We start from the raw sequence: 24055 nt of genomic DNA on the forward strand, positions 1-24055 counted from the left end.
GTAAATCCCTGTTATTTTATAATATAACAGGGATTTTTTCGTGTCTGAATAATAAAGGCTGTGATTGGTTTATAGCATACCATGAGAGGCCACGTCCGGATTCAGCACCATTGACAAGGAAACATCCTCATTTTGGCCTTGTCAATAGGTGAATAAAATATTTTTCCCGGAGAAAATTAAAAAAAGCCAACAAAATAAAACAAACTTCTAATATAATATAGACATACAATAAAAAATGGGAGTTTGATCAAATTGAATAAACCAAGAAGAGAGAAGGCAAGAACCGACATCCATCCGCTTGGGGTAAATTTATCAGGAGAGGAATTCAATGGCAGTAGGGATGATCTGACCTGGCACCCGTTGCAACCGGGAAAGATACTTTTGATGGCTATTGTAACTCTGATTCTTTCCTTTTTCCCACAACTCATTGTGAATGCGGAAGAAGAAGTGCAATCATTTACTGCAAAAATTCATGATTCATATCAAGTACAATTGAAGCAGCGTTCTCTTCCTGAAGATCCGATTGCACGGTTCCTGTACGACTCGGGTCTTCAATTTGAGTATCCGGAAGCTGTAAGGGGCATTTATGTAACAGGACCATCTGCAGGAGGAAGCCGTTTTGAAGAACTGCTGAATCTGGTTAATCAAACAGAATTGAATTCCATGGTTATTGACATTAAAGACGACTATGGAGATCTAACTTTCGATCCTGGAGAGGACTCGCCATATTCGGATATTGGTAAGAATTATATCAGTGATCTAAGAAGTACACTTGAAACATTGGAAAAAGAAGGGGTATATCCGATTGCACGTATCGTGGTGTTTAAAGATACGAGGCTTGCTGAAAAAAGACCGGAATTATCCTTTAAAGAGAATGGATCAATTTGGAAAAATGGACGAGAGGAAGCCTTTGTTAATCCATTCATGAAAGAAGTCTGGGAATATAACCTTGAAATTGCCAAAATGGCTGCTGAAGCAGGGTTTAAGGATATTCAATTTGATTATGTAAGATTTCCGGAGGGCTTTGAAAAGCGGGATGATATCCTTCAATACAGTGAAGGTGAGTATGCAGATTTAGACATGGATAATGTTCAGAAGCGTGTCAAAGCGGTTACGGACTTTGTATCCTACGCTAAAGAGAAATTGGCCTATTATAATGTTGATTTATCTGTAGATATTTTTGGTTATTCTGCAACAATTCCGGAAGCTCCTGGGATTGGACAGAACTTTTCCAAGATTTCAAGCAATGTCGATGTCATTTCCTCCATGGTCTATCCAAGTCATTGGACCAGTTATTTCGATATTCCATTCCCAGACAAGGAACCCTACAAGCTGGTTAAGGAATATGTAAAGGTGGAAAATGAACGCTTGGGTGAACTTGAGAACTCCCCTGTTTCAAGACCGTGGATTCAGGACTTTGAAGCTCCATGGTTATATTCAGGAGCACCAACCCAATATGGGAAGGCTGAAGTGGAAGCCCAAATTAAAGCATTGAATGAAGGCGGGGTTCATGAGTTCCTTCTCTGGAACCCATCAAATAAGTATACAAAGAATGTGGATTATACCCCACTAGATTAATTAATAAAAAAGGACAATTCTGCTCAGGAAGTGTCCTTTTTTCTCATTAATGATTCAAGTTTGATGCTTTCCGCCAACCTGTTTCCAGTTTGATTGGATGGAGTGAGACTGTGAGGAATAGTGATTTTTTGTTTTTCGACCAAATAGCCTTTCACCGGAAAATTGAACAATAACAGCAGAGAAAGCGGTTAATCCAATGATTAAAATCCCCAATAATGATAACTCTAAAACAAAGGAACCCATAACTTCCGACCCCCCCTACAGTCATCTTATAATTCATTGTATGCTATCAGCGGCGGTTTGAAAAGTCTGAAAATAATTCTCAAGTAATCCCGGAAATATTTCACTTTTACAAGAGGTTTCGTTATAATAAAAAAGGACAAATGGAGAAGGAGTAGATTTATGAACTGGTATGAAAAGCTCAGTAAGTATTTTCCCGTTGAGGAAATGAAATCAAAAGAGCATATGGAAAGACTTCTTGAAGAAAAAGGAGACGTCTATTATAAGGATGAGGGTGAGCATCACGTTATGATGTATGCGGAGTTTGACACCTTCATTTTTATTGATTACGTCTATGTTTCCAGTGCTTCCAGAGGAAAAGGGATTGGGCATCAATTGATGGAGAAGCTGAAAGAAAAAGGGAAGCCCATCATTCTGGAAGTGGAACCCATTGATTATGAAGATACGGATACAGAAAAGCGACTGCATTTTTATCAAAAAGAAGGGTTTCAGCATGCAAGATCGATAGGTTATACAAGAAGGTCATTGGCAACAAATGAAATAAATGAAATGGAAATTCTTTATTGGTCCCCTGAACATGAAACAGAAGAAGAAATTTTTGAGAAAATGAAAAAGATGTATAAAAGTATTCATACCTATAAAGATAAAGAATTCTACGGTGAATCCTATGAGCCTGTTGATAAAGTACTGACCTTTGATGAGAGCAGAAATGACAATATCTTTGACGAACTGGATGATTAAATTTCTGAGCGAATTGAAAAAACCTCCCGCCTGAATGATAATGAACGTTTGTTATTTCTCCCTAAAAAATGGTTTAGGGGATGAGATAATAGGGAATAATAACTAATAATAGTGGCGAAATATTGAACAATATTTAAACAATTCCAATACCCTCTATCCTCATTTATCATTTTGTAGTATACTTAGTATGTAGTATTTTAGATTATATTAATTATAATCTAATAAAACTTTTTTTGTTTCTGGAAGCAATCCTTTTAAAGGAGTGAAACATATGGTAACCTTATTCACATCTCCAAGCTGCACATCTTGTCGGAAAGCAAGAACCTGGCTTGAGGAGCACGATATTCCATTTAAGGAACGAAACATTTTCTCTGAATATTTGACCATTGATGAAGTCAAGGAGATACTGAGAATGACTGAAAACGGGACAGATGAAATCATCTCTACTCGTTCAAAAGTGTTTCAGGAATTAAATGCGGACTTAGATCAACTGCCATTGAAGGATTTAATTGATTTAATACAGAAAAATCCTGGACTTCTTCGTCGCCCGATTATTATGGATGAAAAGAGACTCCAGGTAGGGTATAACGAAGATGAAATTCGTCGATTCCTGCCTCGAAAAGTACGTTCATTCCAGCTGAAGGAAGCGCAAAGACTTGTCAATTAATTAAAGTTCAGGGAAATGAAATTAAAAGGTCCGATTCCTTACATTCATATATATGAGAGGCTAACTGCCACTCATGTATATGAAAAGAATCAGACCTTTTTTCTTTTAATCAGACCTTTTTTCTTTATTCAGGTACTTTCATTATTTAACGGTTTTGATTTTACGCTGATCAACGTTGTAACCAGTGATAATGACAAACAGGATCATTACGATTGGAAGTATATAGTGGAGTATGCTGAACTGCTCAAAAATTGGCTGCAATCGTTCCTCGCCAAGGATCATCTCACTTGCTGTGTAAGCCAGAATACTTGCTCCAATATAAACCAATACAGGGAATTTCTCCATTGTAAATAGAATAATTTTGCTTCCCCAGATGATAATAGGTACCGAGATGATTAAACCAATGATAACAAGGATGATGTTTCCGCCGGATGCACCTGCAAGCGCAATGACATTATCAAATCCCATAACTACATCTGCAAATACAATCGTTTTGATAGCTGAGAGCAGGTTATCACTGCCCTTAATATCCGGGTCGTCCCCGTCATCTGTAAGTAAATGGATAGCAATATAAACAAGAAGAAGCCCTCCGACAAATTGTAAAAATGGGATTTGTAATAGATAAAGTGCTACGGCAGTTAACAAGATTCTGATACATATAGCTAAGCCTGTCCCCCAAATAATCGCTTTATTCCGCTGGCTTAAGGGGAGATTACGACTTGCAAGTGCAATGACAATGGCGTTATCACCACCGAGGACCAAATCAATACCTATGATTGCAATAATGGACTTAATGAATTCAAAATCTAAAAATTCCATGGATAATACCTCCCCAAACAGGTGACAAATAGAGTGAAATACGGTAAAATAATAAATCAAACCTTAGCACATAAGGAGCATGATGTTTAGCTTTTTAAATGCAGGGTAACTAATTTGTAAGGTTTAGATATATGGACTCACGTTTGTTTTTTAAAGAACGAGCAATATAATTTTCATTTTATTTAGTTTTATCATAAAATATAACAAAAGTAGTTTATTTTAAGGGGTTAGTTTTCCCTTCAATTGATAAATGAAAACCAGAAGGGAGAGTTTTAAAATGGAAATCGAGCGTATTAATGAAAACACAGTCAAGTTTTACATCTCCTATATGGATATAGAGGATCGCGGTTTTGATCGTGAAGATGTCTGGTATAACCGGGAAAAAAGTGAACAGCTCTTCTGGGAAATGATGGATGAGGTGAATGAACAGGAAGAATTTACTGTAGATGGTCCATTATGGATTCAAGTACAGGCAATGGATAAAGGCCTTGAGATTATTGTTACGAAGGCCCAGTTATCCAAGGATGGCCACAAGCTTGAGCTTCCAACTGATGAAGGAAAGTTATTGGATTTACCAATAGATGATAAAATGGAATCATTATTAGATAAAGGCCACTTTTTGAATGGTGAGCAGACAGACACAGAGGATCAGGATGAGGAAAATGAGGATGATCAGGAGGAATTTTCCATTGTTCTGAAGTTTACCGATATTGAAAACGTCATACAGTTAGGTCATTCCATCCGTGATTCATTTGTATTTCATGATGAACTTTATCACTATGATCAGGCCTACTATTTGTTTATTCAGTTCAAAGATGATTTGCTGGACGATGATGAACAGGAAGATGTCATTAGCCACATGCTCGAATATAGTGAAGAAAGCAGTATGACCATTCACCGATTAAGTGAATATGGGAATCAGATTTATGAGCAAAGTGCATTGGAACAAATCAAAACCCATTTCCCTAATTTATAGAGGTTCAAGGACATTCCAAAAATATTGGAATGTCTTTTTTTGTGGTTCTAAAATATATATGGGGGTGGGGGAGATAAGGGAAAAACTCTCTGAGTAAATGGTGATAAGGATGTATGATGCTTGTTTTTATTGAAAAATTACATTAGATTAGAAGTGTGAGGTCATTAATCTGAAACAATATTCCAGCTAAAATCGTAGAGGAATTTATCACGTATTAACTGGCCGTAATACCCCCACTTCAGGTTTTGGGGGTACCCCAACAAGACGAAGTGGGGGATAAACGGCCAGTAAAAACCTGATAAGTCAACTAACCATCAGTGGGGGATGGAGAAAACCCCCTACTGATGGAAGTTTCACTTTATAACAGTTAAGGAAGGTCTATCTATGTTTAAACGTATTCAACTTTTCGTATTCTTGATTATGGTCGTCGGTTTTCTCTATATCGTAACCGAATTCTGGGGAAGTTGGATTGTTACGGCTTATTCTATTTTTATATCCATATCCGTCGTTTTTATCTCGTTTTTAATTTTTATTGAGAATCGTAATCCCAGTCAGACTTTAAATTGGCTGCTTGTTCTGGCCGCCTTCCCGGGTGTTGGTTTTTTCTTTTATCTTTTTTTCGGTCAGAACTTTCGTAAACGTAAAATGTTTAAGCAAAAGGCTGAATTGGATCTGAGAGCGTTCAGGCAGGTTGAGGGCAGTCGCTTTCTGAATCAGAGAGAACTTAATCATTTGGGAGATTACCAGCGACAATCCTTTCGTCTGGCTCAGAGGCTTGGACATTCTCCTATTTCATTTCATACGGATACAAGAGTTTTAACAAATGGTTCCGAGAGTTTTCCTGCTATGCTGGAAGAGCTGAAGCAGGCGGAACACCATATTCATTTAGAATTTTATATTGTAAGAGATGATCAATTGGGAAATGAATTTAAGGATGTCCTGGTAGAAAAAGCGAAAAATGGCATCGAAGTTCGTTTCCTTTATGATGCAGTAGGGAGCTGGGAGCTTTCTAATGGTTTTAAAGAGGAACTGAAGCGTGCAGGTGTGGAAATGGTTCCTTTTTCTCCGGTTAAACTGCCATTTCTGAACAATAAAATTAATTTTCGTAACCACCGAAAAATTGTTGTGGTTGATGGAAAAATAGGGTTTGCAGGTGGATTAAATATCGGGGATGAATATATTGGCCGAAACAAGTACTACGGGAATTGGCGTGATACCCATTTATATGTTCGTGGTGAAGCGGTGCGAAGCCTTCAGACGATTTTTCTGCAGGATTGGTATTATATGACGGGAAAAGCTTTGCTGAAGCCTGCCTACTTATCCCCTGAATACATCATTGAAAATAAAGGGGGAGTTCAGCTCGTTGCGGGTGGACCGGATACGGAATGGGAGACCATTAAAATGCTGTTCTTTTCTCTCATGACATCTGCACAGCAGTCAATCTGGATTGCCTCACCCTATTTTATTCCGGATACCGATATTCTCTCAGCCATTAAAACGGCTGCTCTGAGTGGGGTTGATGTGAAACTGCTCGTTCCCAATCGGCCGGATAAAAAAATCGTTTTTTATGCTTCTCAATCCTATTATCCTGAGCTGTTAGAAGCGGGCGTGAAAATTTATCGTTATAATGAAGGGTTCCTACATAGCAAGGTCATGATTGTCGATCAGGAACTGGCATCCATAGGAACGTCAAATATGGATATGAGAAGCTTTCACCTGAATTTTGAGGTCAACGCCTTTCTTTATAAGACAGACAGCGTAGAGCAGCTTGTAACGGATTTTGAGAAGGATCTTCAGCATTCCACTCAGCTGGAACATTCCAGATTTTTAAAGCGCCCGATTTTTATGAAAATATACGAGTCAACCTGTCGGCTCTTATCACCACTATTATAATTTAACGAAACATGTATTTCTCGAAATGAGAGGTACATGTTTTTTTAATTACTCTAGTAAAATTTCAGATTTTATACGTGTTCCTGCCTTATACAAAAGCAAAATAGTCTTTTTACAGATAAGATTTCGTTGTTTATTCTAAGTGAAAGGAATATTCAGACGGAGAGGTGATGGATTTGTTAAAAGCTGTAGATAAGAATGGAACACCTATATTACTTATCAATAAAACCAGGCAGGAGCTGGCAGATTTAAGACAGGAAATCTTTTATTGCCCTCAATGTAATGAACAGGTATTTATCAGGGCAGGGGAAAAGGTGATGCCTCATTACGCGCATTTCCAGCAAAGCTCCTGTCCTAATCGTCATAATGGGGAGGGGGATTACCATTCGAAAGGAAAAGCTGCTTTATTTCAGTGGTTTTCTACTCAAGGAATACCAGTGGAATTGGAATATTATCTCTCTGCTATCCGGCAGCGTCCTGATTTGCTGGTGAAATGGAATGATTGCTACTTTGCTATTGAATATCAATGTGCTGTGATTTCACCGACAATTGTCAGGGAGCGTACAAGGGGATACAGGAAAGCGGGGATTTTTCCCATATGGATACTTGGAGAAAACCGGTTAAAAAGAAGAGGGACCAGCCAGATTAAAACTACATATTTTGATTCCTTATTTATTCAGAAGTTCACGCCTGATACCCAGCCCCAAATCCTCTTTTATAATCCTGTAACCGACCTAATGACCTCACTCGTTTCCCCAAGCCCAATAAAATCCAGAATGTATGGCCGCTTACATTCATGGGTTCTGTCGCATTCAGGTTTTCAGCACTTCTTTTTAAAATCCCAGGTTCTGAATCATCAAATATATGAATATTGGTTAAATGAGAAGAAGAGATTCCGTGGTCTGCGAGCCAAATATGCAGGTTCATCGGACAGGCGGTTTATTTCCTGGCTATATTCAAAAGGACTGCATCCCCAATACTTACCGTCAGAGATTCATTTGCCCGTAACCCATCATTTCTTAATTGAAACACCTACGTATATATGGCAAAGCAAAATTTTATTGGAAATTATTAAACCTTTATCAGTTGGGAAAACTTTTATGTATAATGAGGTGCAATCCACCTTACAATCCATACAAATAAGACGTCCACTGGCATCCATCTATCTCGAGGAATCTGTGGCTGTTATAGAGTATTTGTATCTGCTGGAAAGGCTTCAGATCCTTTCACGTGTAAATGAATATACTTTCAGAAAGGAGAAAGAGGTTGTATTTCCCCGGACTTTGGAAAAGGCTATAAACAGGGATTCCCAATTATTGAATCAATTAGTAAAGTTGGAAAAACAAACCCGACTTCATGTAAAATAGATAAATGAGGATACAGGATGACTTGCAGGATAGATGATTATTGTATACCCATTTATCACGCATGAATTGGCCCCCACTGATGGAAGTTTCACTTTATAAGAAGGAGGACATTGACCGTGGCGAAAAATACAAAAGAATTGCCAAAGAGAGAAGACATTCCAGAAGAACGCACCTGGAAGCTGGAAGATATATTTGAAACGGACGAGGCCTGGGAAAACGAATTTAAAGAAATACAGAACCTTTATCCGAAAATGACTGAATTTCAAGGCAAAATTACAAACTCTGCTGATCAGTTATTAGAGATGCTAAAGCTGCAGGATGAAATATCCAACCGATTAGGAGAGCTGTTTACATATGCGCACATGCGGTATGATCAGGACACAACCAATTCCTTTTATCAGGAGTTAAACACCCGTGCTGAAACATTGATCACGCAGGCTTCAAGTGCAATGAGTTTTATTGTCCCTGAATTATTGACATTAACCGAGGATCAGGTTAAAGCGTTTTTATCTGAGAATGAAGAGTTAAAGACTTACGAGCATTATCTGGAGGATGTTCTGCGGCAGCGCCCACATATCCTAAGTGAAAAAGAAGAAGAGCTTCTTGCTGAAGTTTCAGAGGTTACAAGCAGTCCTGAGCAGACATTTGGAATGCTGAATAACGCGGATATAGATTTTCCTTCTGTAAAAGATGCAGACGGAAATGAAAAGGACCTTACGCATGGACGTTTTATTCAGTTTATGGAATCTAAGGATCGTAATGTAAGAAAAAATGCCTTTGATGCTATGTATGATACTTATGGAAAATACAAAAATACCCTTGCTTCTACACTTAGTGGCGCGGTGAAACGGGATAACTTTAATGCTAAGGCCCGTCATTATGATTCAGCAAGACAATCCTCACTGGATGCCAACAATATTCCGGAGAGTGTTTATGATAATCTGGTGGAAGCGGTAAACGATAGAATATCATTGCTTCATCGCTATGTAAGCTTACGCAAGCAGGTATTGGATGTAGAGGAACTGCATATGTACGATTTATATGTTCCTCTCATTGATGATGTGGATATGGAGGTAAAATATGATGAAGCCAAGGAATATGTTCTAAATGGATTGGCCCCATTAGGTGAGGAATATCAGGAAATCCTGAAACAAGGTTTTGAGAGCCGCTGGATCGATGTTGAAGAAAACAAAGGGAAAAGAAGCGGTGCCTATTCCTCAGGCGTTTATGGAACCAACCCATATATCCTGTTAAATTGGCAGGATAACATTAACAATCTCTTTACGCTTGCCCATGAATTAGGGCATTCGCTGCACAGCTACTATACACATAAGCATCAGCCCTTCCGTTACGGCAACTATTCAATTTTCGTAGCTGAAGTGGCATCTACCTGTAATGAAGCGTTATTGAATGATTATCTGCTAAAGAATACGAATGATAAAAGAGAGAAGCTTTACCTGTTAAATCATTTCTTAGAAGGCTTCCGCGGGACAGTATTCCGTCAGACAATGTTTGCTGAATTTGAACATGATATCCATGTTCGTGCACAGAACGGAGAAGCGCTAACTGCAGAAAAAATGACCCAGCTTTACTATGACCTTAATAAAAAGTACTTCGGTGACGATATAACGATTGATGATAAAATTGGTCTGGAATGGGCTCGTATTCCTCATTTCTATTACAATTATTACGTTTATCAATATGCAACAGGCTATTCGGCCGCAACAACACTTGCCTCTCAAATCCTGAATGAGGGAGATGAAGCTGTGGAAAGGTATTTAAACTATCTTAAAGCAGGAAGCAGTGACTATCCAATCGAAGTTCTGAAGCGTGCCGGAGTAGATATGACTTCCAAGGATCCAATTCTGTCAGCATTAGACGTATTTGAAGAAAAGCTCAATGAGTTTGAAGAGCTTTTAAAGTAAATGATTGAATGAGTATAGTCACTTTCAAAAAAGAATCAAAAAAGTCCCTGTTGAGCAAGTAGCTAACAGGGACTTTTTTTGTCCCGAAAAGGGTGTTTTTGATGTTTTGTGACTAACGATTCTATGGGGCACTTCCGCCTCTGTATTGTCAGAGTAACCTTCTCCTTTTTCCACGATATGCTTTCCTGAAAACGAAAGTATAAATGAGCATATAGGTGGAAATAAACAATAAAGGTAAGGTAATCAATCGTGGGACCATGTTCATCATACCAAGGAAGTTAAGCCAAAGCATAAACAGGAAAATACCTGATACAATGATGAGCTGAATTTTCATGCTGATCACCTCTCGTTTTTGTTAAAATATATGCTAGTACAATCGCATACATAACAGAAAAATGAATATTTTTAATGGCTGCTCAATTATTTTGTGACAGATGTGTGAAATAGTTCACCAATCTATTGCGTTCATTGGACATCCTTGTTATTATATATACGTGAAAGATATCACAATTTAAACAAAACCCCTTTTGTTTGTAGTGAACTTTCTCCCAACCCCCTTTGTCTTGATGAAATAAAAAGGAAGGATGATTATAAATCATCCTTCCTTTTTTACTAATTATTTTTTTCACGCATTAACTGGCCTTAATATCCCACTAATATCCCACATAAATGCTTAATTTCCGATATAACGCCAGAATGTATCATACTTTGCCGGCATTTTTTCTACCAGCCTCTTTATCTGAAGCTTTTTCATTTCCTTTTGTGTCTGTTCACTGCTCCAGTTAAAAACAACGGAAATTTCCTTGGAAGCCACAAAATGGTAGTATTTTAAAAACTCTTTTAATGGCGGTTTTACAGCTGGATTTGGCTCTGATCCGAGCATTTCAAATAATACCTTTACATAAACGTCGTATGGATAAAGTCCTGATACTTTTATGCCTTCCTGTTCATCAGACTGATTAAATAAAACAATCGCCGGTATTTCGTCAACTTCCATTTCCCTTGTAAGCTTTAAATCACACTGTAAGGCTTTTTTTGCTGTTTCACCTGATAAATCCTTCTGAAATTCTTCGAGGTCAAGATTCACTTCTTTAGCACATTGGATCAGAATTTCGTCATTGGATATATTTTCTTTATTTACAAACAAATGCTCCTGGAGCTTACGCAAAAAGGAAGCTCCGGCTTTTCCGCCCTGGAGCTCTGCTGCCTTAATAGCAATGGAGGGCAGCCAAGGTAAAGAAACAGGGTTTTCCAGCCATAAGTCTCCGTCACAGCTCATTCCAGTTCGACTTGCTGTTCGATTCCAGGCTTTAGCCAAGTCTTTTGGATTCTTCGTTTTAGCAAGGTTCAGGGAACTCAGCTTTCCACTTATAATCGGTTTAATTTTAAAGAAGCGTCCATATTCGAGCCTCAGTTTTTTTAGATAGGGCTCCAGTGACCAGCATTCAGGGCACAATGGGTCAATAAATGTATAAATTTCAATTGGTTTATTTAATAAGTCAGAAAAACCATACTGGGTATTATCAGTTTTTGGTGTGCTGCTGGTTGTTGCCCCAGTACTTTTGCGAATCACTTGGATTCTCCTTTCTCATTCTCAGGTGTGTTCATCATGTGGGTTGCGGTCATAGAAAGCTTTTCTAACATTACAGTACGATAGGGTTCTTCAATGCTGGCTTCCTCTAAAGCATTTGTCATACAGTCTACCCAGGCATTTCTTCTTGCAGGGGTAATTTCAAATGGTATGTGGCGAGCTCTAAGTCTAGGATGCCCTCTTTCCTGTGAAAATAAAGGAGGACCACCAAAAAACTGAGTTAAAAACATTTTCTGTTTCCTTGCAGTCTCTGTTAAATCATCAGGAAATATCGGAGTAAGCTTTGGATGTTTTCCTACTCTCGCATAAAAAGCCTCAACAAGCTCTTCAATTTTTTTATAGCCACCAATAGCGTCGTAGATATTGCCTTGTATATCACGCATGGTTATACTTACCCTTCTTCCCGTTATTTTATATTGAAATTAAAAAATGAATGAAAAATGAATAAAGGGAGATTTATTCATCAACTGTTCTATAACAACCTAAGCTTCTTGAGTCTATTGTAGCAACCTTGTTTTGATTCTGGCAACTCATCTGTTTTATCACGCATTAAATGGCGTCAAAGAAACGTTGAATTTTATTTTTGGTTGGTTTTTCTTTAATATTAAAGTCACGAAGAAGCTGGTCAAATACTTCTCGCCCGTATTCAAGGCCGGGGGCTTCAAGTTCCAGTTCAAAATCCTCAGTGTCTGCGTAGAAACTATGATCAAATACGAGAAGACAGGTACGCCATTCTTTCTCAAGTCGTAACGTTTGAAGCTCGCCCATGTATTTTAATTGGTCAACAGGGATTTCCAGCGCTGTAAGTCGTTTTTTTATATTTTCAGGTATCAGCATTGTTCCGTTCTGACAGCTTGTTAAATCGTCGTTGGATATGTCGGCATGCGTTTCAAGCAGTCCATCTGGATGTGGTTCCTTTAAAGTAAATTTGTAATTTCCGTTTTTTTCCCGTATTCGTAAGGCTGAACCCTTTTCCTTCAAGTGGAGGTTATCCGTTTCGAAATAATGATTTACTTGCTTAAAAGCTGTTTGTTCATTAAGATGAAAGGCATCCAGGAGATTATGATATTCAGCTCTGGTTAACATATTTTTAAATTCAATTTCAATTTCCTCATGCATAACATTCAGCTCCCGTAACAAAGTATATGCATCATTATGGACATTTCAGGACAGCATGTAAAGCGAAGATGACCGAATGAATAACTGATAGAATAAACAGATTATGATACAATAAGATTCGATGTAAAAGCTATGTTCGGATGACTGTGAGATGAAGGTGGGATTTAATGTGAATTGGGAAGTACTGCTTGCCCCGTATGCTCAAGCAGTAGATGAATTAAAGGTGAAACTTCGCGGAATGCGGAAACAATATGAAAATGAGTCCAGTCATTCTCCTATTGAATTTGTTACTGGCAGGGTCAAGCCCATTTCGAGCATTATCGATAAAGCCAGGCGAAAGGAACTCCCCATTGATCAAGTGGAAAATGAGATCCAGGATATCGCAGGCTTACGTGTTGTCTGTCAATTCGTTGATGATATATATGCTGTGGTAGAAATGTTAAGAAATCGCAAGGACTTTATTATTTTGGAAGAAAAGGACTACATATCTGATAAAAAGGAAAGTGGCTATCGTTCTTATCATATGATTATTCATTATCCGGTTGAGACGATAAAGGGAGAAAAAATGCTCTCCGCTGAATTACAGATCCGGACCTTAGCCATGAATTTCTGGGCAACGAATGAGCATTCGTTAAACTATAAGTATTCCGGGCAAATACCAGTTGAAATCCAGAGCCGGCTTAAGCGGGCAGCGGAAGCGGCTTTTCGATTGGATGAAGAGATGTCAGCAATTCGTCATGAAGTACAAGAGGCACAAAAAATTTTTCGCAAAAAAAAGGAACGGGATAATCGTGAAACGTGAGAATTGGGGAAAGGGGTGACAGGCAGATATGAAATTTGCCATTCAATGTAAAGGAGATCAGACTTCCAGGGAGATTAAATTAAAGATTAAAAATTACTTACAGGAATTCAATTTGGAATATAACGAACAAGAGCCGGATTTAGTCATTTCCGTTGGCGGGGATGGAACGCTCCTGGAAGCCTTTCATTCCTACAACCACCGTCTTAAGCAAACCGCTTTTATAGGGATTCATACTGGACACTTGGGTTTTTACGCAGATTGGCTGCCAAAGGAATTGGAGAAGCTTATTATTGAAATTGCCCGCACACCATTCCAGGTTGTGGAATATCCCATTCTTGATATTAAAATTCATCCCAAGAACGGCGAAAGTGAAGATCATTACTTAGCCTTAAATGAAGGTTCTGTGAAAACATCAGAGGGATCAGTCGTTCTGGATGTTGAGATAAAAGGAGAGCATTTTGAAACCTTCCGTGGAGACGGGTTATGCATTTCAACCCCTTCCGGAAGTACAGCCTATAATAAAGCATTAGGAGGAGCCATTATTCATCCTTCGTTAGAGGCGATACAGATTACAGAGATGGCCTCCATTAATAACCGGGTGTTCCGTACGGTAGGTTCACCACTTATATTACCGAAGCATCATACGTGTATGTTAAAACCGCTGAATGATCGAAGCTTTTTAATAACCATTGATCATCACACATACTCCTATAAAGATGTTAAAGCGATTGAGTGCAGAGTAGCGAAAGAAAAAGTGAAGTTTGCCCGTTTTCGCCCATTTCCGTTCTGGAAAAGGGTGCATGATTCATTTGTGGCTGATGAGCGTCAATAAAGCAGGTGAAACGAAAATGAAATGGACAATTGAACATAAACATGAGGGGATGCTCGTACGCGATTACTTAACTTCGGTACGGGCATTTTCACGGCGAATGATAAAAACCGTAAAATTTTCGGATGGTATTAAAGTGAATGGCTGCTCTGTTACGGTAAGGTATAACCTGACAAAGGGAGATCTTCTCGAAATTTCCTTCCCTGAAGAGCAGGAGAACAGTCGGCTTGGGCCTATGGAGATTCCTTTGAATATCGTTTATGAAGACCGGGATGTCCTGGTATTGGATAAACAGACCGGTATTCCGGTTATGCCAAGTCCCCATTCGAATGCCGGATCGATTGCGAATGGACTTGTAGCGTATTATCAAAAACGGGGAGAAAAGTATACAGCACACATTGTGACAAGACTTGACCGTAATACTTCCGGGTTAATGCTCGTTGCCAAGCATCGGTTTAGTCATTCACAGTTATCCTTTCAACAGCAGCAGGGAAAGGTGAAGCGGGTTTATATCGCTATAGTGGAAGGTTTTATGGAGAAGAGACAGGGTGAAATTCATGCGCCCATAGGACGAAAGGAAGGCTCGATTATTGAGCGGGAGGTTCGAACCGATGGGCAGGAGGCAATCACCCTGTATGAAGTGGAAAAGGAATATGCCCCGGGATTTTCCTGTGTCAATGTTTCGCTTCAGACAGGGAGGACACATCAGATTCGTGTCCACTTTTCGTGGATGGGTCACCCCCTTTTAGGTGATGACCTGTATGGTGGTCCTGTAGACAGAATGAATCGCCAGGCTTTGCACTGTCACGAGTTGACCTTTTATCAGCCTTTTAAACAGGAGTGGCTTCATTTTACTTCCGGATTCCCGGATGATATGAAACAGCTTATTCCTGAACAGAATTAATCCTCAAATGAACGGAATTTCTCTTCAATATAGGGCTGGTTGGAAGAAACTGAGACCAGCTTCTTTTCGGGTAAACGGAAGGCGGTAAGCTTTCCGCCGAACACGCAGCCCGTATCAATATTTGCAGTTTTTTGCTGAAAACGGGGCTCTTTTACAGGGGTGTGGCCATAGACGATCCACTGATCACCTCTGTAATGCTTTGCCCAGTCACGTCTCTCAGGTCTGCCCTGTTCATCTGTTTTTCCAGTGATATCTCCATACAAAACAAAGGTCTTTACTTTTTTTCCCTGCTTACCAATCATTTCTTCTTTTATTCCGGCATGTGCAACAACTGCATGGACTTCAGGAAGTCTTAAGTATAACGGTGCACTTTCGTATAACTCCATGAACTTTGCTTTTATGGATGCCTTCTCTTCCATAGTGCATTGCTCATATTCTGCGACCGTTGTCTCCAGTCCATGCTTCTGTTTAACTGGATTACCGAGAAAATATCGGTACAGCTTATCACAATGGTTGCCGGGTATATATTTTCCTTTCTGCTTTCCAATAACCAGTTGGTATACCAATTCAATGACATCCAGAGAATTTGGTCCTCTGTCCGTTAAATCCCCTAAAAATACAGGAATACGTGATTCTGGATGTTCGGGAATCCCATTGGTCCACTGATAGCCGAGCTTCGTCAACAGCTCCGTTAATTCCTCATAGCATCCATGAACATCACCAATGACATCAACCTTCATACGCCTTACCTCCTGAATATATAAAAAGAGTGGAAGACAATAGTATCTTTCCACTCCATGCTTCATCTAATAAATCCTTTAGCACGTTAATGCTTTAGTGAATGTGGGGACAGTCCCCGACTAGTCATCAAACATATAGCTCCGGATGCGTGAACGGATGTTTAAAATGAGTCCTATTGCCATCATATAGGCAATCAGGGAGCTTCCGCCTGCACTGATAAATGGAAGAGGAAGGCCTGATATGGGGAGGATTTTTAGTGACATCCCGATATTCTGGATCACCTGATAGGTAATCATGCCAACCACTCCCGCACAAATATAGCTTCCGAATGGATCCTTGCAGGCAAGAGCTGTCTGTATAATCCGGTAAATTAAAAAGAAAAACAAGATAATAACAATACTTGAACCGACAAATCCAAACTGCTCACCGATAACTGAAAAAATCATATCAGATTCCCTGACTGGAATATTGGTTACATCAAAGTTATCAAACCCTTTACCAAACAATTGTCCGGATCCAATCGCAAGGAGGGTATTATTAATTTGATAGCCGGACCCCTGAACATTTTGCTGAGGATCAAACCAGGCTTCCAATCTCTCGAATACGTGACTGAATATCGTATCATTCAAATAGTTCTGGACAAAATCGGGAAATAAAAAATACAGGCCAATGAAGGCGCCGATAATGAGTCCAACCAAACCTGTGATAACCAGCAAAATTCGCCAGCGTATACCAGATACTAAAATCATAAAGGCAACAATACAGGTCAGAACAACAGCTGATCCCACATCAGGCATACCAAATACGATCAAAACGGGGGGCAATGTTACAAGCCCAACCTTTGCAAGTAACCAGACATCATCTTTAAATCCAGGGTTTAACCGCTTCTCATTGTGGGTGGTGATGACGTGTGCAACAGTCAATATCAAAATAATTTTCATAAACTCGGCTGGCTGCACCGTCCCAACTCCAAGATCGTACCATCCCCTGGCATTGTTTAATTCAAGGGAAAACGGCAGAAAATAAACCCCTGCTAATGCAAAGAGTCCAATACCGTATAAGATCCAGGTCATTTTCCGGTAGTTGTCATAATCCAAAAACATCATCGCACCTATAACAATAAATCCTAATACATACCATATAATTTGCTGTTTATAAAAAATGGTATTAGAGTCTGTTAAAAGAATATCCTGCACTGTATATAATGAAATAACACTTATAGCTCCAAGTGCAAGAATAATAAATATTAAGATGTAATCAATATTAAACCGTTTATTATCCTTTTCCATTTTAATTCCCTTTCTATGGTAAAAAACAAAGAAGTTGGACATGATTCGCTAAAATATACATTCTTATTCTATTATATATTGTTCATGAAAATTCACGATTCGTCAATTATAAATATAGACGTCCCACAAGTTGACAAACCCTACAGACCGTTTTACGATAAAGTGAAACTTCTATGAGGGTTCACTGATGATTAGTTGAACTCATCAGGGATTTACTGGCCGTTTATCCCCCACTTCGTCTTGTTGGGTTGCCCTCAAGACTTGAAATGGGGGTATTACGACCAGTTAATGCGTGATAAAACGGTTCCGATGAAAACATACGGGAAACGAAACAGAACTAAGGGGGCTGTAACCTATGGAAAAGTTAGATGAACATACCCTCCCGCACTGGTGGAAAGATGTACAGAAGGCACTGGAAACTGAAAATATAGATGAATTTCGTTCTGAATTCATCAATCTTCACCCGTATGATCAGACACAAATCTTTTTGGCTCAGGAAAAAAAGGAACGAATGCTGATTTATACATACTTGTCACCAGAAGAAATGGCAGATATCCTGGAAAACATTGAATTAGACCGGCTTGATCCGATATTAACGGAAATGGATGCCCGTTATGCTTCTCAGGTATTGGGGGGGATGGCGACGGATGATGCCGTTGATGTTCTGAATACGCTGGATCAAAATGAAGTGGCAAGCTTTTTAACGATTATGGATAAAGAAGATGCTGAAGATATAAAAGGCCTGCTTCATTATGAAGAGAAAACAGCCGGAAGTATTATGACAACCGAATTTGTAGCCATTGAAGCGGCCATGACGATTCGGGAAGCAATGGTACACCTGCGGAACGAGGCACCAGACGCAGAAACCATTTATTATGTCTATGTCGTCAATGAAGATAAACAGCTTGTTGGAGTCATATCCTTACGAGACCTGATTATTTCAGAAGAAGACAGGGCCATATCAGATGTCATGAGTGATCGAATAGTATCCATATCCGTTGGAGAAGACCAGGAGGAAGCGGCTAAGATGATGCGTGACTATGATTTACTTGCGCTTCCTGTTGTGGATTTCCAGCAGCATTTATTAGGAATTATTACGGTCGATGATATTATGGATGTTATGGATGAAGAGGCAAGCGAGGACTATTCAAAGCTTGCGGCTGTATCGGATATGGAAACCCCTGATACAAGTGCATGGATGGCTGCAAAAAAAAGACTTCCATGGCTGATCGTTTTACTATTTCTGGGTATGCTTACCGCAAATTTAATTGGTCAGTTTGAGCAGGCGCTGACCAAGGTTCCCTTACTTGCCGTATTTATACCGCTCATTGCAGGGATGGCAGGAAATACCGGTACCCAGGCATTGGCCGTTGCGGTACGTGGAATTGCCACAGGGGAATCGAGGGCAGATGGAAAAATACGAATTTTGCTGCGTGAAGCGATGACCGGTTTAATTACGGGTATATCCTGTGGTGTGGTCATTACAGCGGTAATCTATCTGTGGCAGGGAGAATTTTATCTTGGATTGCTGGTAGGACTTTCAATTTTAGGATCATTGGTTGTAGCAACCATTGCCGGTTCGTTTATTCCATTGTTAATGCACAGACTTCATGTTGATCCTGCAGTGGCTAGCGGACCTTTTATTACAAGTATTAATGATATTATCTCCATTTTAATTTATTTTGGAATGGCTACCCTGTTTATGGATATGTTAATTTCCTGATGAAAATAGGGGTAATAGCACACACGAAGTTGACCTGGCATATAGTGGAGGGTAGAAAACCATTTAAGAGAAGGGGAGAAATTATGTCCACTAACGATAAAATGGCACAGAGTCCTCTGCTATATATCACTCAGCCGAGGGATGTCCGTGTACAGGCCAGTATGCAGGAGTATTCTGTTTATAAGAAAAAAACACAGAATCAAAAGAAAGATCCGGAACAAGGGGAGGAAAAAGTAAGCGGGGAAGAGGCTGAAACAAAGCTTGAAGATAAAAAATTCCGCGACATGACGGTAGAAGAGAAAATCAGCTACTTAACCCGCCTGCCTTCCCAGATGCCGAAAATGAAATGTGAAGTTCTTACTGAAGATCAGCGTTATCGTGGTCTGATTCAGGACTTTAATGATGACACGATTCGAATGAGAACGGTTCAAAAACCTTACCGTGTTGAACTTAGCCTTTCAGACATTGAAGATGTAAAATTAATGGGCTTCTAAAAGGAATCATTTTACAAAGGTATGGTAAACAATTTCCCTGATTTAGGACATTTAACCAAACACCGGGGAGTACAAACGCATAGACTGTATCTTGAAATGACTACTATCTTAAAGGAGTTGAAGTCCATATGTCTGATCGTAAAAGAGAGATTCATGTTAAAGACTTAGTCATTAAAGCAGATAATGTGGTATTTGAACCACCAAGAAGACGTTCGGCCGATCCATTTTTCGGACCGCCACGCCATCAACAGGAAGAAAATGAAGCAGAATCCAATACAGAAGTAGATGTAGACGTGGATGTGGATGTAAAACAGGAGGATGACTCAGAGGACGAAAGAGAAGGAAGACGCCCACCATTCTCATGGATCTAAACCAAAGGACAGTCTCAGTAAATGAGACTGTCCTTTTTCATTCAGGAAAGGAAGTTATTATGAAAGAAAAGGATCTAATTCGATTTCTTGACGCATTTGAACGTTTTCTCGGACGGAATGAACACTGGCTTCAAAAACCAGAGGAAAAAATTAAGCAATTTGAAAAAGATATGAACGAATGGGATCAGGACTTTATAAAACAAATCGGCAGTGTAGAGAAAATCATAAAAGAGCTGGAAAAAAGAATGGAATGACAAAAATCAGCAAACTTTTTTTGAACCATCCATTACAATGATAGAAAGCAGGCTTACACTCAGGCCTGCAAGGGTATAGATAAATAAGAAGGGAGTGTTATTTATGGGGTACATTCTGCCGATGCGACCTCTGCAGTATGACACTTACCATCAGCGAGTAAACAAAAAGGAAAACGGACCCTATATCATTGAAAAACCTCACCAGGTACTTCATCATAAACTGAACAGCCACGAATATCGCTCGACCAGATATATAAAGCCCGCTAAATTATATTCAGAAACAGGATCAAAAGAGGGAATAAACAATATCCCTGAGACAGCTGCCCGTAAGCTCGTAGCTGGCTTAACCGGGAAAGGGAAGCATATAGACAAAATTGTTTAGAACGAAAAAAGGGGAGGTTAATATGCCTCCACATATAAACCTTCCCCTTCTTTCCATTCAGCGTAGAATACTTCCCTATAATCCTTTATTTCCTGTTTGGAAAGTTCGTCCTTTAACTGGTCTTCTGTAAGCTGAACCTCCTTTAAATTGTCCTCCACAACCTCTCCGTCCAAAATGACACTGTAAGGGAGAGCCACACTTTCCGGTTTTGCATTTACATCGGCGCGCGTCGCCTGCTGCTGCATGGACTTTTTCAGTACTGAAATCGTGCCATCTGTTTCAAAAATGGCAAATTCAACATCCTGAATGGAAAATGTATCTTTGGAACGCAATAAATGCTGTAATTGATTCAGATCCAATTTCGCCTTTTTCATTTGATCTCTTTGCAGTTTGCCATTGCGTATGACAATAGAAGGTTTCCCTTCCAGAAGTTCTCTTGACTTGGACACCTTTTGCGTAATCATTTCAGTTATGTAAATGAGGGACCCCCATAGCAGTACAGCGTATAAAATAGCGAGTATACCCGCATTTTTATCAAACAACGCATTTCCCACTAATTCACCGAGAATCAGTGCGGCAATAAAGTCAAAGGCAGTAATTTGTGTAATCTGTGATTTTCCTAAAATTTTTGTAAGTATAAATAAAGCAATAAAACCAACAATGGAATCAATGGTTAAACTGACAAAATTCATATGTATCCCAACCTTTGTTTAACAATTCTTCCGTACATTTTTTTAGTTTGCTCAACCGGCTGGTTTCCATACAAAATGACATAAAAAAATGACTAACCTGTTTAAAGTTAGTCATTTCGATTAAAGAGTTTTCACCATGGTGACATGCGGGATTCCTGCATCCATAAATTCATCTGAAATCGTTTCGTAACCAAGTGACTGATAAAATTTCTCTGCGTGGGTCTGGGCATTGAGCTTTGATTTCCTGATATGATTTTCTTTTATGACTTCTTCCATAGCTTCTATCATTTGTTTCCCAAAATGCTTTCCCCGTTCCTCTTTTAACACACAGATCCGCTCCAGCTTGCCGTAATCGTCAGCATACCGGAGACGACTGGCAGCAACAGGCTCTCCGTATTTATATCCAACGAAATGAACGGCGTTTTGGTCATGCTCATCCATTTCGAGTTCAGGAGAAACGCCCTGCTCATCAATAAAAACAATTTGCCGGACTTTATAGGCATCCATTAATTGATCATCATTTTGAACAACGTGAATCTGCATGTGGCTCATTTATTTTGTCTCTCCAAATTTAAAGGTTTCGTATACGGTCCAGGAGCCATTTTCTAATTGATAGAGAAGCTGAAAACGGTCAATGGTTTCTTCAATATCAAACTGATGCATTTTCAGGCTGCCATAAACATCTGAGTGTTCCTCAGTGGATAAATCCTGACCAATCGTAATGTGGGGAACGAAAGCAAATTGACGTTCATTCGGGAATTTTTCACTATACAGTTTGTCACTGAGTTCGACCAGCTCCTCAACAGGCTGAACCTTTAAATAGACGGTATTGGTAACTGGATAGAAGGAGCTGACTTTATTAATAATTAAGGGGAATGGTTTCGTTTCCTTTGCTACATTTCTAAGTTCCTGTACAATATCATCAATCTGAGAATCTTCAGCATCAAAGCGTTCCTTAATCGTCACATGAGGAGGGATTAATGCATAGCTGGGGTCATAACGCTTACGATATGAGTTGGCAATATCCTGAACCTCTTTTGATGGAAAAACAGCAATTCCATATTTCATAAATGGTCCTCCTTTAAATCCTTTTGATCCTGTTTAACAGTGAAACTATTTCTATTATAGCAAAAAATAATCCTTCATTTCTAAAAATTTCATCATGATTTTCCAAATGTGGAAATGATGGCGTCAGGTAAATCCTTTTGCCATGTCTTCCATGTATGACCACCTGGTCGTTCATGATAGGTATACGCTGAAGTTTTTATCTGAATCAGCTGGCTTAATTGCCGGTTCGGTTCCAGAAAATTTTCTGTCCCGCCGGTTGTGGTTTGTACCTCTGTTTCTTCCTCACCGATTGTGTGATAGATTTTGATTAAAGAAAGATTGTCGGATGCTTTTGCTGCTTCCAAAACTTTTTCATTTACATATGGTGATTGCATAATGACGTTTCCAAATGTGTTTGGGTAGGTAAGAGCTGTCAAAAAAGAGACGGTTCCTCCCAGAGAATCTCCCATTAATGTACGGGCAGCTCCGAGATAATAGCCGGGCAGGATGTCATCCAGCAGCGGGACAACCTCAAACCGCAGAAATTTTATGTATGGATTGTTTTTATGACCATCAGGGTGATATTTTGCCTGACGATCGTACTTATCCTTATAGTGTATTCCCACAAAAATCGTAGTATGGATTTCACCTTTTTCATGCAATCGATCGCTAAGTGTCGCTGCACGTCCAAGCTGATAGTAGTCATTGCCATCCTGCATAATGCAAATATGGTATTTATATAAAGTGGAAAAATTTTCAGGCTGATAAATTCTTAAAGTTATGGTCTCTTTTAAGTACTGGCTATGGATATTTCTATCAAACATTGTACCCTTTCTGCCCATGTTTACACCCCTTGATTCTGATAGTTGTATTATTTATTTTAACATATCAGAAAATTATGTCGTACAATGCTTTTGTCCCAATGTTATAATAAATCTATGAAAGGAAAGGAGGAGTCGGAGTGTCTGATTTAAAGCAGGTACCAAGTCAGGAGGTTGAACAGGCAGCAAGAGCCGCACTGACCAGTCGGGGAGTACTTATAGAGGATATTGCTCAAATTGTCTATGATATGCAGCATCCTTATAATGAGGGATTAACCATAGATGAGTGTGTTCTGAGTGTAGATCGGGTATTGGAAAAACGGGAAATTCAGCATGCCATCCTGGTAGGCATTGAACTTGACAAACTGGCCGAGGAAAAAAAGCTTTCAGAGCCATTACAATCAATTATTGAAACTGATGAAGGATTGTTCGGTGTTGATGAAACGCTGGCTTTAGGTGCAACCTTCAGCTACGGGAGTATAGCTCTGACAACGTATGGTTATTTGGATAAAAACAAAGTAGGGATCATTAACAAATTGGATACGAAGCGAAGCAATCAGGTCCACACGTTTTTAGATGACATAGTGGGAAGTATTGCAGCAACAGCTTCGAGTCGTTTGGCTCACCGTCTTCGTGATGCTCAGGATGAGGTACCAAGAGAGGAAGCTGAACGAAGAGACGAAGAGGATCGTCTTGGCTGAGACTAAAAAATAAAAACAGGAATGAACCAGCTGTCAGCTCTGCCCCGAGGCTGAGGATGGCAGGTTCATTCCTGTTTTTTATTGTGGAG

27 protein-coding genes are annotated in these 24055 nt (G+C 39.4%); 16 read left to right on the forward strand and 11 right to left on the reverse strand.

The window, feature by feature from the left end; translation table 11 throughout:
* Nucleotides 1-384 precede the first annotated feature (384 nt).
* Nucleotides 385-1578, forward strand: coding sequence for a putative glycoside hydrolase (locus tag ACZ5OK_RS05120; RefSeq protein ID WP_425542208.1), 1194 nt, complete (start codon nucleotides 385-387; stop codon nucleotides 1576-1578).
* A gap of 54 nt (nucleotides 1579-1632) precedes the next feature.
* On the opposite strand, the gene ACZ5OK_RS05125 is transcribed toward ACZ5OK_RS05120, so the two are convergent.
* Entirely contained in the window at nucleotides 1633-1821 is a 189-nt protein-coding gene (locus tag ACZ5OK_RS05125; RefSeq protein ID WP_343839855.1) for a hypothetical protein, read from the reverse strand.
* A gap of 159 nt (nucleotides 1822-1980) precedes the next feature.
* Here ACZ5OK_RS05125 and ACZ5OK_RS05130 point away from each other — a divergent pair, with 159 nt between their 5' ends.
* Both ACZ5OK_RS05130 and spxA read left to right on the forward strand, forming a co-directional pair.
* Entirely contained in the window at nucleotides 1981-2559 is a 579-nt protein-coding gene (locus ACZ5OK_RS05130) for a GNAT family N-acetyltransferase (RefSeq protein WP_343839857.1), read from the forward strand.
* Between the two features lie 271 nt (nucleotides 2560-2830).
* A complete protein-coding gene (gene spxA / locus ACZ5OK_RS05135; protein WP_343839859.1) occupies nucleotides 2831-3226 on the forward strand; it encodes a transcriptional regulator SpxA in 396 nt (131 codons plus the stop codon).
* 141 nt (nucleotides 3227-3367) lie between these two features.
* Here spxA and ACZ5OK_RS05140 read toward each other — a convergent pair whose 3' ends face one another.
* Complete coding sequence (locus tag ACZ5OK_RS05140; RefSeq protein WP_343839860.1) at nucleotides 3368-4045, reverse strand: TerC family protein; 678 nt, start codon at nucleotides 4043-4045, stop codon at nucleotides 3368-3370.
* 277 nt (nucleotides 4046-4322) lie between these two features.
* Here ACZ5OK_RS05140 and mecA point away from each other — a divergent pair, with 277 nt between their 5' ends.
* The 4 genes from mecA to pepF all read left to right on the forward strand — a co-directional run bounded on the left by mecA (nucleotide 4323) and on the right by pepF (nucleotide 10206).
* Nucleotides 4323-5021, forward strand: a complete 699-nt coding sequence (gene mecA / locus ACZ5OK_RS05145) for an adaptor protein MecA (RefSeq protein WP_343839862.1) — start codon at nucleotides 4323-4325, stop codon at nucleotides 5019-5021.
* Nucleotides 5022-5405: 384 nt separating this feature from the next.
* A complete protein-coding gene (cls, locus tag ACZ5OK_RS05150; protein WP_343839864.1) occupies nucleotides 5406-6914 on the forward strand; it encodes a cardiolipin synthase in 1509 nt (502 codons plus the stop codon).
* Nucleotides 6915-7084: 170 nt separating this feature from the next.
* Nucleotides 7085-8281: a competence protein CoiA gene (locus ACZ5OK_RS05155; RefSeq protein WP_343839866.1), complete on the forward strand. Its 1197-nt coding sequence runs from the start codon at nucleotides 7085-7087 to the stop codon at nucleotides 8279-8281.
* Nucleotides 8282-8397: 116 nt separating this feature from the next.
* The gene (pepF, locus tag ACZ5OK_RS05160) at nucleotides 8398-10206 is read left to right on the forward strand and encodes an oligoendopeptidase F (RefSeq protein ID WP_343839868.1); all 1809 of its coding nucleotides are present in this window, start codon (nucleotides 8398-8400) and stop codon (nucleotides 10204-10206) included.
* 673 nt (nucleotides 10207-10879) lie between these two features.
* Here the strand turns inward: pepF and ACZ5OK_RS05165 are convergent.
* The 3 genes from ACZ5OK_RS05165 to ACZ5OK_RS05175 all read right to left on the reverse strand — a co-directional run bounded on the left by ACZ5OK_RS05165 (nucleotide 10880) and on the right by ACZ5OK_RS05175 (nucleotide 12916).
* The gene (locus ACZ5OK_RS05165; RefSeq protein ID WP_425542204.1) at nucleotides 10880-11779 is read right to left on the reverse strand and encodes a ClpXP adapter SpxH family protein; all 900 of its coding nucleotides are present in this window, start codon (nucleotides 11777-11779) and stop codon (nucleotides 10880-10882) included.
* Nucleotides 11776-12180, reverse strand: coding sequence for a globin domain-containing protein (locus tag ACZ5OK_RS05170; protein WP_343839870.1), 405 nt, complete (start codon nucleotides 12178-12180; stop codon nucleotides 11776-11778). Before ACZ5OK_RS05170 ends, ACZ5OK_RS05165 begins: the two co-directional genes overlap by 4 nt.
* 166 nt (nucleotides 12181-12346) lie before the next feature.
* On the reverse strand, nucleotides 12347-12916 hold the full coding sequence (locus ACZ5OK_RS05175; protein ID WP_343839871.1) for a CYTH domain-containing protein: 570 nt from the start codon (nucleotides 12914-12916) through the stop codon (nucleotides 12347-12349).
* Nucleotides 12917-13085: 169 nt separating this feature from the next.
* Here ACZ5OK_RS05175 and yjbM point away from each other — a divergent pair, with 169 nt between their 5' ends.
* Genes yjbM through ACZ5OK_RS05190 form a run of 3 tightly spaced genes read left to right on the forward strand, consistent with a single transcriptional unit; the run spans nucleotide 13086 to nucleotide 15451 of the window.
* Nucleotides 13086-13718, forward strand: coding sequence for a GTP diphosphokinase (gene yjbM / locus ACZ5OK_RS05180; protein WP_343839873.1), 633 nt, complete (start codon nucleotides 13086-13088; stop codon nucleotides 13716-13718).
* A gap of 28 nt (nucleotides 13719-13746) precedes the next feature.
* On the forward strand, nucleotides 13747-14550 hold the full coding sequence (locus ACZ5OK_RS05185; protein WP_343839875.1) for an NAD kinase: 804 nt from the start codon (nucleotides 13747-13749) through the stop codon (nucleotides 14548-14550).
* Nucleotides 14537-15451, forward strand: coding sequence for an RluA family pseudouridine synthase (locus ACZ5OK_RS05190; RefSeq protein ID WP_343839877.1), 915 nt, complete (start codon nucleotides 14537-14539; stop codon nucleotides 15449-15451). The genes ACZ5OK_RS05185 and ACZ5OK_RS05190 overlap by 14 nt, the downstream gene beginning before the upstream one ends.
* Here the strand turns inward: ACZ5OK_RS05190 and prpE are convergent.
* Nucleotides 15448-16191, reverse strand: coding sequence for a bis(5'-nucleosyl)-tetraphosphatase PrpE (gene prpE / locus ACZ5OK_RS05195; RefSeq protein ID WP_343839878.1), 744 nt, complete (start codon nucleotides 16189-16191; stop codon nucleotides 15448-15450). The genes ACZ5OK_RS05190 and prpE overlap by 4 nt on opposite strands.
* Before the next feature lie 120 nt (nucleotides 16192-16311).
* Nucleotides 16312-17481 (reverse strand): FtsW/RodA/SpoVE family cell cycle protein, encoded by a 1170-nt coding sequence (locus ACZ5OK_RS05200; RefSeq protein ID WP_343839879.1) that lies wholly within the window; start codon nucleotides 17479-17481, stop codon nucleotides 16312-16314.
* 355 nt (nucleotides 17482-17836) lie between these two features.
* Between ACZ5OK_RS05200 and mgtE the strand changes: the two genes are divergently transcribed.
* From mgtE to ACZ5OK_RS05225, 5 genes are all read left to right on the forward strand, one after another.
* Nucleotides 17837-19204: a magnesium transporter gene (mgtE, locus tag ACZ5OK_RS05205; protein ID WP_343839880.1), complete on the forward strand. Its 1368-nt coding sequence runs from the start codon at nucleotides 17837-17839 to the stop codon at nucleotides 19202-19204.
* 83 nt (nucleotides 19205-19287) lie between these two features.
* On the forward strand, nucleotides 19288-19698 hold the full coding sequence (locus tag ACZ5OK_RS05210; protein WP_343839881.1) for a CotO family spore coat protein: 411 nt from the start codon (nucleotides 19288-19290) through the stop codon (nucleotides 19696-19698).
* 128 nt (nucleotides 19699-19826) lie between these two features.
* Nucleotides 19827-20069, forward strand: a complete 243-nt coding sequence (locus tag ACZ5OK_RS05215) for a hypothetical protein (protein ID WP_343839882.1) — start codon at nucleotides 19827-19829, stop codon at nucleotides 20067-20069.
* 59 nt (nucleotides 20070-20128) lie between these two features.
* Entirely contained in the window at nucleotides 20129-20323 is a 195-nt protein-coding gene (locus ACZ5OK_RS05220) for a hypothetical protein (RefSeq protein ID WP_343839883.1), read from the forward strand.
* Between the two features lie 103 nt (nucleotides 20324-20426).
* Nucleotides 20427-20705, forward strand: coding sequence for a hypothetical protein (locus ACZ5OK_RS05225; RefSeq protein ID WP_343839884.1), 279 nt, complete (start codon nucleotides 20427-20429; stop codon nucleotides 20703-20705).
* Between the two features lie 17 nt (nucleotides 20706-20722).
* On the opposite strand, the gene ACZ5OK_RS05230 is transcribed toward ACZ5OK_RS05225, so the two are convergent.
* From ACZ5OK_RS05230 to ACZ5OK_RS05245, 4 genes are all read right to left on the reverse strand, one after another.
* The gene (locus ACZ5OK_RS05230) at nucleotides 20723-21397 is read right to left on the reverse strand and encodes a DUF421 domain-containing protein (protein WP_343839886.1); all 675 of its coding nucleotides are present in this window, start codon (nucleotides 21395-21397) and stop codon (nucleotides 20723-20725) included.
* A gap of 120 nt (nucleotides 21398-21517) precedes the next feature.
* Nucleotides 21518-21940 (reverse strand): GNAT family N-acetyltransferase, encoded by a 423-nt coding sequence (locus ACZ5OK_RS05235; RefSeq protein WP_343840307.1) that lies wholly within the window; start codon nucleotides 21938-21940, stop codon nucleotides 21518-21520.
* 9 nt (nucleotides 21941-21949) lie between these two features.
* The gene (locus tag ACZ5OK_RS05240; protein WP_343839888.1) at nucleotides 21950-22465 is read right to left on the reverse strand and encodes a YjcG family protein; all 516 of its coding nucleotides are present in this window, start codon (nucleotides 22463-22465) and stop codon (nucleotides 21950-21952) included.
* Nucleotides 22466-22557: 92 nt separating this feature from the next.
* Entirely contained in the window at nucleotides 22558-23286 is a 729-nt protein-coding gene (locus ACZ5OK_RS05245; RefSeq protein ID WP_343839890.1) for an alpha/beta hydrolase, read from the reverse strand.
* A 119-nt stretch (nucleotides 23287-23405) separates the two neighbouring features.
* Between ACZ5OK_RS05245 and ACZ5OK_RS05250 the strand changes: the two genes are divergently transcribed.
* Complete coding sequence (locus ACZ5OK_RS05250; protein WP_343839892.1) at nucleotides 23406-23966, forward strand: phosphatidylglycerophosphatase A family protein; 561 nt, start codon at nucleotides 23406-23408, stop codon at nucleotides 23964-23966.
* Nucleotides 23967-24055: the final 89 nt, after the last annotated feature.

This window comes from Salinibacillus aidingensis, assembly GCF_055393355.1.